This window comes from Paenibacillus sp. CFBP13512, from assembly GCF_005233705.1.
GTDB lineage: Bacteria > Bacillota > Bacilli > Paenibacillales > Paenibacillaceae > Saccharibacillus > Saccharibacillus nuruki.
The window spans coordinates 197,524-211,651 of record NZ_QGAD01000005.1; the positions used below are offsets into that span (position 1 = coordinate 197,524).

The following is a 14,128-nucleotide window of genomic DNA, read 5'->3' on the forward strand; positions in this document are numbered from 1 at the left end:
ACTTATTAGTGATCATATAAGCATAGAGTCTAGCGGTGAGATTTCCTTGAAGCAGGGAATCATCACCTTTTTATAGAATACAAATAATGGACTTAAAAAAGGAGGAATTTCATGGAACAGCGAGTTGAAATGCAGCTCGGAGGAAGAACGCTGACATTTGAAACAGGTCGTTTAGCTAAACAAGCAAATGCAGCAGTTATGGTACGTTACGGTGATACAGCAGTTCTATGTACAGTAACGGCATCATCAGGTCCTAAAGACTTAGACTTTTTCCCACTTACCGTAAACTACGAAGAAAAATTATATGCAGTAGGTAAAATTCCAGGCGGATTTATCAAACGTGAAGGTCGTCCAAGCGAGAAAGCGATCTTGGCAAGCCGTTTGACAGACCGTCCTATTCGTCCGTTATTCCCTGAAGGTTTCCGTAATGATATTCAGATTGCGAACCTTGTTATGAGCGTTGAGCAAGATTGTGAGCCTCAAATTGCAGCAATGATCGGTACTTCAGCAGCATTGAGCATTTCTGATGTTCCTTTTAACGGTCCTGTAGGTAGCGTAGCAGTTGGACGTATCGACGGTCAGTTTATTGTGAACCCAACAGTAGCTCAACAAGAAGTAAGTGATCTTTATCTTGTGGTTGCAGGAACAAGAGAAGCGATCATGATGGTTGAAGCAGAAGCGAACGAAATGCCTGAAGACGTTATGTTAGAAGCGATCATGTTTGGTCATGACGAAATTCAACATATCGTAGCAGCGATTGAAGAACTTGTAAGCAAAGCTGGTAAACCTAAAATGGAAGTTAAACTTCATACGGTGGACAGTGATGTGAATGCAGCAGTACGTGAATATGCTCAAGCTCGTTTGGTTGACGCTGTACGTGTGGCTGAGAAACAAGCTCGTCAAGATGCTATTGATGTAGTTAATGATGAAGCTGTAGCCTTTTTTGAGGAGAAGTACATAGAGACTCCTGACCTCATGAAGGATGTTAAAGAAATATTGCATGATATCGTAAAAGAAGAAGTACGTCGTCTGATTACTCATGAAAAAGTACGTCCAGATGGTCGTGGTTTAGCTGAAATTCGTGCGATTGAATGTGATGTGAACTTACTACCAAGAACTCACGGATCTGGATTGTTTACTCGTGGACAAACTCAAGCATTGAGCATTTGTACATTGGGTGCACTTGGAGACGGACAAATCTTGGATGGTATCGCACCAGAATCTTCTAAACGCTTTATGCATCATTACAACTTCCCTCCATTTAGCGTAGGTGAAGCTCGTCCACTTCGTCCACCAGGTCGTCGTGAAATCGGTCACGGTGCTCTAGGCGAACGTGCATTGATGAAAGTTATTCCTTCTGAAAAAGAATTCCCATATACGATTCGTCTAGTATCTGAAGTATTGGAATCTAATGGTTCAACTTCACAAGCAAGTATCTGTGCAAGTACGCTTGCGATGATGGATGCGGGTGTACCAATTAAAGCTCCTGTAGCCGGTATTGCAATGGGTCTTATTAAAGATCAAGAGCATGTATCGATTCTAAGTGATATCCAAGGTATGGAAGATCATTTAGGAGATATGGATTTTAAAGTAGCAGGTACGGCTGAAGGTGTAACAGCTATTCAAATGGATATCAAAATTGATGGAATCAGCCGTCAAATTTTATCGGATGCATTGTCACAAGCACGTGAAGGACGTTTGTTTATTCTTAGCAAAATGATGGAAATCATTCAAACGCCAAGAACAAGCCTTTCTGCATATGCTCCGAAAATTATGATTATCAATATCAATCCAGACAAAATCCGCGATGTAATCGGACCGGGTGGTAAAATCATCAACAAAATTATTGATGAGACTGGCGTAAAAATTGATATCGAGCAAGATGGTCGCGTATTTATCGGTTCTTCGGATGAAGCGATGATCAAACAAGCTCAAACGATGATCGAAAACTTAGTGCGTGAAGTGAAAGTTGGCGAAACGTATTTAGGTAAAGTAAAACGTATTGAGAAATTCGGTGCATTTGTAGAAATTATCCCAGGTAAAGATGGACTGGTACACATTTCTCAACTCTCTACAGAGCGTGTAGCTAACGTAGAAGATGTTATTGCTATCGGTGATTCGATTACAGTTAAAGTAACAGAAATTGATAATCAAGGTCGTGTAAATCTTTCTCGCAAAGCAGTACTTGTTGCTGAAGGAACAGCTAAAACACAATCTTAAGTTCATGTTTTGCTATTTATTTAGTAATACTGAGATAAAGTAAACAATTCAAAGAGCCAGAAGATTTTATTCTGACTCTTTTTTTGTAGCATTTTATTTTAAATACTAAAATGAGTACGTTAAAGATAGATCTACAAGCTCTGCACATATAGCGGAGTCTTGAGCGGTTTTTAAAAGTCTGGTAGGATAGGTATGCATTTATCGAATGGGAGGCCCTCGCATGGAACGAGTTCAACTACACAATGGTCTACGAATAGTTATGGAAAAAATGCCGACCTTCCGTTCTGTCACGATTGGAATCTGGATCAAAACAGGTTCACGTTATGAAAATTTAGTGACCAATGGAATTTCACATTTTATCGAGCATATGTTATTTAAAGGAACAGAGCGCTTTGATGCGCAAAAAATTGCTGAAGTATTTGATGGTATCGGTGGCGATGTGAATGCTTTTACCGCCAAAGAATATACATGTTTTTACGCTAAGGTATTAGATGAGCATTTATCCATCGCTGTCGATATTTTATCGGATATGTTTTTCAACTCATTGCTTGATCCGGAAGAATTGAAAAAAGAAAAAAATGTTATTCTTGAAGAAATTTCAATGTATGAAGATGATCCAGATGATCTGGTACACGATCTAGTCACGATGTCTTCGTATGGGGATCACCCATTAGCTTATCCTATTTTGGGAACCGAAGAACGTCTTCATCCTATGGGTAGTGAAGAGCTTAGAGCCTATATGAAAGAACACTATACAATCGAAAATACAGTGATCAGTGTCGCGGGTAATATAGATGACAGTGTGATTCCTTTGCTGGAGAAACATTTCGGTGCTTTTGATAATCATGGAACCAAGCAAGACTTAACCATACCTGCTTTTGCAGGCGGACAGATTTTTCATAAGAAAAAAACAGAACAAAATCATATCTGTATGAACTTCCCGGGTGGTAAAATAGATGATCCACGGTATTACGCTATGGTGCTTCTGAACAATACACTGGGCGGAGGCATGAGTTCACGTCTTTTTCAAGAGATTCGTGAAAAAAGAGGATTGGCGTATTCGGTCTATTCTTATTATACAGCTCATGCAGATAGTGGATTATTTACGATCTATGCAGGAACAGCACCGAAGCAGACCAAAGACGTTTTTGAATTGACACATGCTCTGTTACATGATGTCAAAGTCAATGGCATTACTGAACAAGAGTTATATCAAGGGAAACAACAACTGAAAGGCAGTCTTGTATTGAGTCTTGAAAGTACAAGCAGTATTATGAATCGTCTGGGCAAAAATGAAATTATGCTTGGCAAACACAATACAGTCGATCAGACATTACAATATATTGAAGAAGTGACGATGGAAGATATTCGCTCGGTGATTGATGATATGTTTGCAGAGCCTTATGCGCTGGCAATGGTAGGTCATTCTGAACGAAGTCTTGCTCATGTTAGGAGAGATGAACTTGTCTATTAATGTTGAAATTATGGCTTTACCCGGCAGTGAAGGATTAGAATTACCCCGCAAAATGTCTGAACTGGCTTCTGGATTCGATCTGTATGCTGCGGTAACAGAACCGATGGTATTAGAACCAGGCAAAAGAGCATTGGTACCAACAGGACTAGCATTAGCGATGCCTGCTGGACTTGAAGCACAGATTCGCCCACGTAGTGGACTTGCGTATAAGCATGGAATTACATGTCTCAATACACCGGGTACGATTGACGCAGATTATCGTGGAGAGATCAAAGTGTTGTTGATCAATTTGGGTGAAGAAGCTTTTGCGATCGATCGTGGTGAACGTATAGCACAAATGGTATTCCAGATTGTACCTGAAGTGGATTTGATTGAAGTACAACAATTATCAGAAACAGTACGCGGTGCTGGTGGTTTTGGACATACAGGAACGAAGTAAAGCTTTACATGATTAAAATGTTTTTGCGAAAACAGTTGAAAGATGTAACAGGGAATGATATTATTTCTACAATTATTGCAGAACACTGAAATTATAATCCAGTGAAAGCTGGCTAAAAGTTGACGGTAGTCTTTGCGACTGCCGTTTACGTTTACATTCAGATGTAAATGAACTTTTTGAAATCGAAGGGGAGAGATATGCCAGATGTCTAATCAATCGTTTAATGTAGCTGTCGTAGGAGCGACAGGAGCAGTGGGTCAACAAATCGTAAGATTGCTTGAGGAACGAGATTTTCCGGTAAAAACATTGAAGTTATTGTCTTCTGCGCGTTCTGCCGGTAAAAAGGTGCTCTTTAAAGGTCAGGAAGTTACAGTAGAAGAAGCGACACCGGATAGTTTTGACGGTGTACATATCGCTTTATTTAGCGCAGGAGGAGATATCAGTAAGGCACTCGCTCCTCACGCCGTCAGACATGGCGCTGTATGCATTGATAATACAAATGCTTTCCGTATGGACCCTAATACCCCTCTCGTGGTTCCTGAGGTCAATAGTGACCGTATAGCAGATCATAACGGTATTATTGCCAACCCTAACTGCTCTACAATCCAGATGGTTGCAGCACTGAAACCACTTTATGATCGTTATGGTATCGATCGTATTATCGCTTCGACGTATCAAGCGGTATCTGGAGCAGGGAATCAGGCGATTGATGAATTGAAGCGTCAAAGCAAATCGGTACTTGAAGGCGAAGAAGTGACTCCGGATATTTTGCCTGTAGGCTCATTACCGGTCAAACACCAAATTGCTTTTAACGTGATCCCTCAAATCGATAAATTTCAGGACAACGGATATACATTGGAAGAAATGAAAATGGTAAATGAAACGAAAAAAATTATGGAAGATGAGTCGATCCATGTAACGACAACTTGTGTACGTGTGCCTGTTGTCTATGGTCACTCGGAATCTGTATATGTAGAATTAAAACAAGATTATGATCTAGATGAAGTGAAAACATTGTTGCAACATGCGCCAGGTATTACTTTAGTTGATGATCCAGCGAATCAAGCGTATCCACTAGCTACAGAAGCAGCTGGCAAAAATGATGTGTTTGTAGGACGTTTACGTCGTGATCTAGGTCATGAACGTGGTTTGAATATGTGGATTGTATCTGACAACTTGCTTAAAGGTGCAGCTTGGAACGCCGTGCAAATTGCCGAGATTATTGCAGCAAAAACACCAGCAATTAGCTAACGGAGGCGCATAGTTATTATGTCTACTGTGGTAGAAAAGCAAAATATTTTAGTGCAGAAATTTGGAGGAACTTCGCTGTCTACACCTGAAGCGAGAGTCCATGTACTTCGTCATATCAAACGCGAGCTTGCCGAGCAGGTCAAGCTCGTAATCGTAGTTTCAGCGATGGGACGTAGTGGTGATCCTTATGCCACCGATACATTGCTTGAAAGTACTGTACTTAACGGCAGTATCCCTTCTCCACGTGAACGTGATTTGTTAATGGGATGCGGAGAAATGATTTCGGCAGTCACGTTAAGCGGTATTTTAAACAGTGAAGGAATCGCTTCGATTGTTCTGACTGGAGCACAGGCTGGATTTATTACCGATGATAATTTTGGAAATGCACGTATTCTTGCTGTACGTCCAGATCGTGTGAGTCGTGAACTGGATAGTGGCAAAGTCGTGATCGTTACAGGATTTCAAGGACAAAGTGAAGCAGGAGATCTCACCACATTAGGACGTGGTGGAAGTGATACTTCGGCTACAGCTCTTGGAGCAGCACTACATGCCGATATGGTTGATATCTATACTGATGTTAATGGTATATTGACGGCTGATCCACGTATTGTAGAAGATGCCAAGCCACTTGCTTATGTTAGTTATAACGAGATTTGTAATATGGCACATCAAGGTGCCAAAGTGATTCATCCTCGTGCTGTAGAGATTGCAATGCAAGCTCAAGTGCCTGTACGTGTACGTTCTACATTTGCAGATACAGAAGGCACACTTGTTACACAGTCTGAACGTTTTGCAGATACACCAACAGGTGTTGTTGATCGTCTGGTTACAGGTATCGCTTATGTGAATAACGTTACACAGATTACAGTCGGTCAACAAGAAGGTGTCGAACATCTTCAATTGAAAGTGTTCCAAGCCATGGCTGAAAATAGTATTAGTGTTGATTTTATTAATGTAACGCCATTTGGAGCTGTATATACCGTATTTGATAGCGAAGCAGAACGTGCACTTGCAGTATTAGAAGAAATGGGTCTGCAACCTACAGGATTATCAGGTTGCGCGAAAGTTTCTGTGATCGGTGGCGGAATCAATGGAGTACCTGGAATTATGGCTCGAATTGTAGCTGCTTTGACAGGACAAAATATTCCGATATTGCAATCAGCCGATTCGAATACAACCATATGGGTGCTTGTGAAAAAAGAAGATATGGTGCAAGCTGTTCGCGCACTACATTCTCAATTCCAATTGCATCTATAATCATGTGCTGAATACAGGTCATCGGATAGCTCCGTATTTGAAGGAGGAAATAGAGTGGTAGACTTTGGAAGATTAATGACAGCGATGATTACCCCTTTTAATGAACAAGATGAGATTGATTGGGATGCTACAGCAAGATTAATCGATTATTTAATTGATGTTCAAAAATCAGAATCATTAGTAGTATGTGGTACAACCGGTGAATCGCCTACACTTAGCGATGAAGAAAAACTGCAAATGTTTGAGTTTTCGGTTAAACATGCAGCAGGACGATGTAAAATTATCGCTGGAACAGGTAGTAATGAGACACGTCATTCGATACATTTGACCCGGGAAGCTTCCAAATTAGGCATAGACGGTGTATTGATTGTTGTTCCTTATTACAACAAACCTAATCAAGCCGGTATATATGAGCATTTTAAAGTGATCGCTCAAGCCACAGAACTGCCAGTTATTATGTACAATGTTCCAGGTCGTACAATTACAAGTATGTCTGTAACAACAACACTTAAGCTTGCCGAAATTTCCAATATTGTTGGAACCAAAGAATGTGCTTCACTTGAACAAGTTACCCAGATTGTTGCTCATGCGCCAGAAGGCTTCCAAGTCTATTCAGGTGATGATTCTTCAGGTTTACCTGCTCTTGCTGTAGGGGCTCATGGTATTATCAGTGTAGCTAGTCATGTGGTAGGTGCAGAGATGACTGATATGATCGAAGCTTATCTTGCAGGTCGTCCTGTAGAAGCAGCTAAGCTGAATCAAAAGCTGTTCCCTATTTTCAAAGGGTTATTTGAAAGCCCTGAGCCGCTTCCTAATCCATCTGCGGTGAAATATGCACTATCTAAACGTGGCTTTGGTAATGGTAACGTTAGACTGCCATTATTACCGCCTACCGATCAAGAACAACAATTTATCGATCAATTATTTGTATAAAGTAGATGATCGATCATATAATCGTTCTAGACATAAAAAAGTTGCTCTTAATTAGGAGCAGCTTTTTTATTTTAAAGCGATAAATTTTTACGCATACATAAGAAGCTAGAAATAAAATATTGGAAATGAATAGATAAAATTTGAATGAAACAGGGCAGTTTATAAAGGCTTTAGCAGACTCAAGCAAACATGACTTGTGTTTTTGTTTTTTAATCATGTATAATAATCTCAAGTGACTGGGTGCGGTATAAAGAAATAGAGGTTTGCTGAATGGGTACTTTGTCAGGCAGAGTATTTGTGCAACTCAGCAGACGGTCAACGAACCGATAAAGCTTTCGGGTGCTGATTCCTTGCGGAATCGAAACGGTTTGATAGATATCCGTTTTGAAAAAGGAACCCACCTTTATCGAAAGTTTTGTAATTATTGTATATACACATTAAATTTGTTTAAAAATATTTAGTAATACGTCCAATACTTATAGGAGGTCTAGATAACATTGTCGAAAAAAACGAATAACGAAAAACTGACGATCTTTGCTTTGGGCGGCGTTGGTGAAATTGGTAAAAATATGTACGTCATTCAATATGGTAATGACATTGTCGTAATTGATTCAGGTCTTAAATTCCCAGAGGAAGATATGCTAGGGATCGATATCGTTATCCCTGATATTTCATACCTTACAGAAAACCGTGACAAAGTACGTGCTATCATTTTGACGCATGGTCACGAAGATCATATCGGTGGTTTGCCATATGTATTGAAACATTTAAATGTACCTGTATACGGTACCAAATTAACGATTGGATTAGTGGAGAACAAGCTGAAAGAAGCAAATCTGCTTGGCGAAACTAAACGTATTCTGATCAATGAAGATTCAGAGCTTAAATTAGGTAACACCCTCACTGCTACATTCTTCCGTACGAACCATAGTATTCCTGATTCTGTAGGTGTATGTGTCGCTACTCCAGAAGGTAACGTTGTACACACAGGTGACTTTAAATTTGATCATACGCCTGTAAATGGTGAATTCGCTAACTTGCAACGTATGGCTGAAATTGGTAGTAAAGGTGTTCTTGCACTACTATCCGATAGTACAAATGCTGAAAAACCAGGCTTTACACCTTCAGAACGCAATGTAGGTATTGTGTTAGAAGATATTTTCCGTAAAGCAACACAACGTGTAGTTGTCGCTACATTCGCATCTAACGTTCACCGTATTCAGCAAGTAGTTAACGCTGCTGCTGCAACAGGTCGTAAGATCACAGTTATCGGTAGAAGTATGGTAAATGTAGTAGGAATCGCTTCTGATCTTGGATATCTTGAAATTCCAGATGGGATGATTATCGAGCCAGAAGAAGTGAACAAAATGGCAGCAGATCGTGTAGTTATCCTGTCTACAGGAAGTCAAGGCGAGCCAATGTCAGCACTTACACGTATGGCCCGTTCGACACACCGCAAAGTCGATATTTTACCGGGAGATACTGTTATTATTGCAGCTACACCTGTACCGGGTAATGAAAAATATATCGGACGTACGATTGATGAATTGTTCCGCTTAGGTGCAAATGTTATCTACAGTGGTTCTAACTCAGGTGTCCATGTATCAGGACACGGATCACAAGAAGAGCTTAAATTAATGCTTAACTTGATGAAACCGAAATTCTTTATTCCTATTCATGGTGAACACCGTATGCAACGTAAACATGCTTTACTAGGTGAAGCTGTAGGTATTGCTCCAGAAGATATCTTTATGATTGATATTGGTGATACTGTTGAGATTCAAGGTGGAGTAGCACGCAAAGCCGGTAAAGTCACTTCTGGTAACGTGTTAATCGATGGATTAGGCGTAGGTGATGTAGGAAATATCGTTCTTCGTGATCGTAAACTATTGTCACAAGATGGTATCCTTGTTGTTGTCGTAACGCTTAGCAAGCAAGATGGACAGATTGTATCTGGACCAGACATCATCTCTCGTGGATTCGTATATGTTCGCGAATCTGAAGGATTGCTGGATGAAGCGAACCGCATCGTAACAAGCACATTGCAACGCTTAATGAGCGAACGTGTTAATGAGTGGGCTTCACTTAAAACAAGTGTTAAAGACTCTCTTGGTCGTTTCTTATATGAGCAAACGCGCCGTAGACCTATGATCCTTCCGATCATTATGGAAGTCTGAGTTCATGAAATATAGAATAAACGGGTAAGAGGCAACCAGTCGCCCCCGTTCATCACATGGTATATTGGACGGTCCCATGTGATGAACGGGGGTTTTGCGTTTTTTTTAGAGAGTGAAATCGTCTCAATTTGCTTGGTATATGATATAATAGTGCATCGGAGGTGGTGACAGATGGCGAAGCCTACAACAACCCAGAAATCCAAGTCAGCGCAAAGTTCACCACGAAAAAAAGTGGTGTCCAAAACTTCTTCAGCGACTCGGAAAACAACAACGACAACCAAGCGTAAACCTGTTGCTCGGAAGCGAAATACCAAAGCTAAAGTATCCGCTTGGGCGACATTAAAATATGAAGTCTATGGTATTATTTTGATTACATTTTCGGTGATTGCGTTATCCAGACAAGCCGCAGTGGGTGAATTTCTGCATTACATAACAGCCTTTATTTTAGGCAAAGTCTATTTCGTATTACCTTTGGTAGGTATTTATATTGGACTGGCTATTATGCTAAGACGAAAATGGCCACGAGGATGGAACGGCAGATTATCTGGATTGGTATTATTGACCTGTGCAGCTACACTGATCAGTATTTTAATGTATGTGCCAGCAGAACAATTAACTTTGTTGCCAGCAAGGCAAACAGCAGGTGGTTATATTGGTGCTGTCCAGATGTGGTTATTTATGATGTTGTTCGGCGTGATCGGAACGAAACTTATTGCTACGGTTATGGTAATTATCAGTCTGATGCTGATTACTCAGTTGTCGGTCGCTGATCTAGTACAACGTATTCGTTTGCATGTTAGACAATTCTCTTCATGGAGTCAGGAAAAGATAGAACTGATGCAGATTGCCAAAGCAGAACGTCAAGAAGAACGTGAACTGCAAGCAGCAGAAGCAGCAGAGATGGAAGCTTATGAAGATGAGCTAGAAGACGAAGAAGAGGAAGCACAACGTACCAAGTCTAGTCTTTTTCCTTGGAAACGTAAGCGTCAAACCGAAGAAGCGGAAGAAAATCAATATGCTGCGATTGATGCACAGTATGAAGAAGCAGAAGCTAGACTTGCAACCGCATCTGTTGTGACTGCTATGCCTACTCGATCGAAAAGTCGATTATCTTCAAAAACCGAGCTTGATGAACAAGCTAATCTATCGACTTCACCTGCTGTAGCATCTACGCCAGAAAGTGATATTTGGGATAATGTAGATTCCGAAGGATCACTAGCTGAAAAGCCTCCGATTATCCGTGACTTTTTTGCACAAATGCAGTATGAACGTGGAGAGCAGAGTGAGGAAGAATACAATAGCGAACATGCGACTACAGATCATTTATCAACAGATATAGAAACAGAAGCTTTAACAGCTATTCTTCAGGCAGATCAGAATGAACAGGCAGTCACGCCGTTGCATCTGGTAGAAGAAGATCTAACCAATACAGATGCAGAATCAATAGAAGCTGAGACTAATAACCCTGTAGAAGATCAGCAGAGTTCCGGTATTGCTTCAGGAGTAATAGAAGGTAGCACGATCGTACCTCCGCCTGTACCACAGCCTAAGCCTTATAAATTGCCTTCATTTGCTTTATTAGCGAAGCCGAAGAATATTAGTACTGCTAATGATCAAAATGACTATATGGTGATTGCACGTAAGCTAGAGACTACACTTGAAAGTTTTGGAGTACGTGCCAAAGTCGTTGAAGTCGTTCGTGGACCGGCAGTAACCCGTTATGAACTGCAACCTGATGTAGGTGTCAAAGTAAGCCGTATTGTAGGATTAACCGATGATATTGCATTAGCACTGGCTGCTAAAGATATTCGGATGGAAGCACCGATTCCAGGTAAAGCCGCTGTAGGGATAGAAGTACCGAATAATGAAGTGGCGATGGTTACTATGCGTGAAGTGATGGAAACTTCGATTTTCCAAGAGTCAGAAGCCAAATTGTCTATTGCTTTCGGACGAGATATTGCAGGACAGACGATTGTAGGGAACTTGGCTAAAATGCCCCATTTACTTGTAGCTGGAGCCACAGGTTCAGGTAAATCTGTATGTATTAATGGTATTATTACAAGCATCTTGTACAAAGCGAAGCCGGATGAAGTCAAATTCTTAATGGTCGATCCTAAAATGGTAGAGTTGAATATTTATAATGGGATTCCGCATCTGTTAGCACCGGTCGTGACTGATCCCAAACGTGCTTCATTAGCACTGAAAAAGATCGTTGTCGAAATGGAAAAACGGTATGAGTTATTTTCCAAATCAGGTACCCGTAATATGGAAGGCTACAATAATCTGATGAAAGATAATCCAGCGGCTGTTTTGCCCTATATCGTGGTGATTGTCGATGAGTTAGCCGATCTGATGATGGTTGCTGCTGGAGATGTGGAAGATGCAATTGCACGTTTAGCACAGATGGCGCGGGCAGCAGGTATTCATTTGATTATTGCAACTCAGCGTCCTTCAGTCGATGTTATTACAGGGGTCATCAAAGCTAATATTCCTTCACGGATCGCATTCGGTGTGTCTTCACAGATCGACTCACGGACTATTCTGGATATGGGTGGAGCGGAGAAATTGCTTGGTCGCGGGGATATGCTATTTATGCCTGTAGGTTCTTCCAAACCGACTCGTGTACAGGGAGCCTTTATGTCTGACGAAGAAGTAGAAGCGATTGTTGCCTACTGTCGCGGTCAAGGAGATGCGCAGTATGTAGAAGACTTGGTTCCTGAAATCGACGATACGGTGAATAACATGGATGAACAATTGGATGAATTGTATGATCAAGCTGTGCAGATTGTAGTAGAAGGTAAGCAAGCTTCGGTATCTCTATTACAACGACGCATGAGAGTAGGCTATACTCGTGCAGCACGTCTAATCGATTCTTTAGAAGCTCATGGAATTGTAGGTCCTTATGAGGGCAGTAAGCCTCGTGAAGTCTTGATTACGATTGAGCAATATCAGCAAAAGTTAGCTAGCAATTCATAATCGATGTAGAACAGGTAGTGCAAGAGGTGATCTATCCCAGAGTGGATTTATCATCTCATCTACCCTTAATAATAAATAAAAAGAAGCGCCACTCCTAAGTATTAGCGAGTAGCGCTTCTTTTTATGCGTATTAGATGTTCAACGAACGAAATCTTATGAACCGTTGTAACGCTCTAAAATACTTGTTTTGTTGGAGCTATCATACACAAATCCATAAATCTTTTTGTTCATATTGCTATACGCGCTATCAATTTCTTCAGCAACGCTATTGAACAATGTATTGGTTTGGTATGAAGTTAATGAATTCCAATCACCTTTGTTAGCATAGATACGGAATACGATTTCTTCATCGTTGTCGTTAGACAATTCAATCGACAATTTAACACCTTTGTACGTACCAAAGTCGTTATTCAATGTAGTTTGAACTGTACTTAAATCAACATTTGAACCAATAATGATACTGTTACTGCTATTGGTTGAGAAAGTTAGCAACTTAACAGAGTTTTTGGTAACTACGGTTCCTGTTACTGTAGCTTCATCATAAGTGCTGTTGTCATGAATAGCATCTACGATATTTTGTAACAATGTTCTGCGGTTCGAAGTAGACAAATCGTTCCATACACTTTCAGTGACTTTGATATTCACTTTCAATTTGTCTGAATTACCTGTTAATTCAATATTAGCACTTGTACCTTTGTAATCAGCATAAGAATTGTTAAGTGTTGTTTGTAACTTATTCAATGTTGTGCTGTTTGAATTGGAGCTCGTATTATTGTTTTTCAAATCTGTAATTTGAGTGTTTAAGCTTGTGATTTGCGCTTGCAATTGAGCAATCGTTGTATCTTTTGTGGTGTTTTGCGCTGTTGCTGTATTCAATTGCAATTGTAGATTTTGGATTTGAGAATTTAACGTATCTACAGTTGTTTGAGGCACTTGAGTTGTTTTGTCAGCTACATTTACGATTTTGTTCGTATTGTCCCAAGTTACTTTTTTATCAAATACATCGCCCATCATACGAAGTGGAATGTATGTAGTACCGTTAACCATGAAAGGTTCTTGGCTAGCATCTACAGTCACTTCTTGGTTGTTGTAAATGACTTTAATGTTGTTGTACATCGCTTTGAGTTGCTTGGTCGCTTGAGAAGCATATGTGCTATTTACAAAAATACTGCCGGAAATAGCAAGAGCGGACACAGTAGCAATAATCACAGGTTTTTTTCTTAGTTTCATGTTGTTCGTCGAGCTCCTTTTTTTCTAGATTTGGAGATATACTTTTTTACTATACGCAATCTAAAGTATGACCCCTTGATAATACTGCTTGTTTTGCCAGATAGACTGAGCATGACCATTCCTCATATAGTATGACGAAGTGTATCCAAAATATGTTGCTTTAAATCTGCT

General features: G+C 40.3%; 9 protein-coding genes. 8 read left to right on the forward strand and 1 reads right to left on the reverse strand.

The window, feature by feature from the left end; translation table 11 throughout:
• Positions 1–111: 111 nt before the first annotated feature.
• The 8 genes from pnp (at position 112) to PaeCFBP13512_RS09675 (ending at position 12,727) form a co-directional block, all read left to right on the forward strand.
• A complete protein-coding gene (gene pnp / locus PaeCFBP13512_RS09640; RefSeq protein ID WP_069327333.1) occupies positions 112–2,220 on the forward strand; it encodes a polyribonucleotide nucleotidyltransferase in 2,109 nt (702 codons plus the stop codon).
• Between the two features lie 220 nt (positions 2,221–2,440).
• Positions 2,441–3,694, forward strand: a complete 1,254-nt coding sequence (locus tag PaeCFBP13512_RS09645) for a M16 family metallopeptidase (protein WP_069327332.1) — start codon at positions 2,441–2,443, stop codon at positions 3,692–3,694.
• The gene (dut, locus tag PaeCFBP13512_RS09650) at positions 3,678–4,133 is read left to right on the forward strand and encodes a dUTP diphosphatase (RefSeq protein ID WP_137222741.1); all 456 of its coding nucleotides are present in this window, start codon (positions 3,678–3,680) and stop codon (positions 4,131–4,133) included. The genes PaeCFBP13512_RS09645 and dut overlap by 17 nt, the downstream gene beginning before the upstream one ends.
• A 204-nt stretch (positions 4,134–4,337) precedes the next feature.
• Entirely contained in the window at positions 4,338–5,384 is a 1,047-nt protein-coding gene (locus tag PaeCFBP13512_RS09655; RefSeq protein WP_069327330.1) for an aspartate-semialdehyde dehydrogenase, read from the forward strand.
• Between the two features lie 18 nt (positions 5,385–5,402).
• Positions 5,403–6,641 carry an aspartate kinase gene (dapG, locus tag PaeCFBP13512_RS09660; RefSeq protein WP_069327329.1) on the forward strand — a complete coding sequence of 413 codons (1,239 nt, stop codon included), beginning with the start codon at positions 5,403–5,405 and terminating at the stop codon, positions 6,639–6,641.
• Between the two features lie 54 nt (positions 6,642–6,695).
• Positions 6,696–7,574 carry a 4-hydroxy-tetrahydrodipicolinate synthase gene (dapA, locus tag PaeCFBP13512_RS09665; RefSeq protein WP_137222743.1) on the forward strand — a complete coding sequence of 293 codons (879 nt, stop codon included), beginning with the start codon at positions 6,696–6,698 and terminating at the stop codon, positions 7,572–7,574.
• Positions 7,575–8,071: 497 nt separating this feature from the next.
• Positions 8,072–9,751, forward strand: coding sequence for a ribonuclease J (locus PaeCFBP13512_RS09670; RefSeq protein WP_069327328.1), 1,680 nt, complete (start codon positions 8,072–8,074; stop codon positions 9,749–9,751).
• 171 nt (positions 9,752–9,922) lie between these two features.
• Positions 9,923–12,727, forward strand: coding sequence for an FtsK/SpoIIIE family DNA translocase (locus PaeCFBP13512_RS09675; protein WP_137222745.1), 2,805 nt, complete (start codon positions 9,923–9,925; stop codon positions 12,725–12,727).
• Positions 12,728–12,880: 153 nt separating this feature from the next.
• On the opposite strand, the gene PaeCFBP13512_RS09680 is transcribed toward PaeCFBP13512_RS09675, so the two are convergent.
• Positions 12,881–13,957: a stalk domain-containing protein gene (locus PaeCFBP13512_RS09680; RefSeq protein WP_137222747.1), complete on the reverse strand. Its 1,077-nt coding sequence runs from the start codon at positions 13,955–13,957 to the stop codon at positions 12,881–12,883.
• Positions 13,958–14,128 lie beyond the last annotated feature (171 nt).

Bases quoted from the DNA above. Each gene is read 5' to 3' on its own strand.
- pnp (WP_069327333.1), top strand. From the start codon at position 112: ATGGAACAGCGAGTTGAAATGCAGCTCGGAGGAAGAACGCTGACATTT.
- PaeCFBP13512_RS09645 (WP_069327332.1), top strand. From the start codon at position 2,441: ATGGAACGAGTTCAACTACACAATGGTCTACGAATAGTTATGGAAAAA.
- dut (WP_137222741.1), top strand. From the start codon at position 3,678: ATGAACTTGTCTATTAATGTTGAAATTATGGCTTTACCCGGCAGTGAA.
- PaeCFBP13512_RS09655 (WP_069327330.1), top strand. From the start codon at position 4,338: ATGTCTAATCAATCGTTTAATGTAGCTGTCGTAGGAGCGACAGGAGCA.
- dapG (WP_069327329.1), top strand. From the start codon at position 5,403: ATGTCTACTGTGGTAGAAAAGCAAAATATTTTAGTGCAGAAATTTGGA.
- PaeCFBP13512_RS09675 (WP_137222745.1), top strand. From the start codon at position 9,923: ATGGCGAAGCCTACAACAACCCAGAAATCCAAGTCAGCGCAAAGTTCA.
- PaeCFBP13512_RS09680 (WP_137222747.1), bottom strand. From the start codon at position 13,957: ATGAAACTAAGAAAAAAACCTGTGATTATTGCTACTGTGTCCGCTCTT.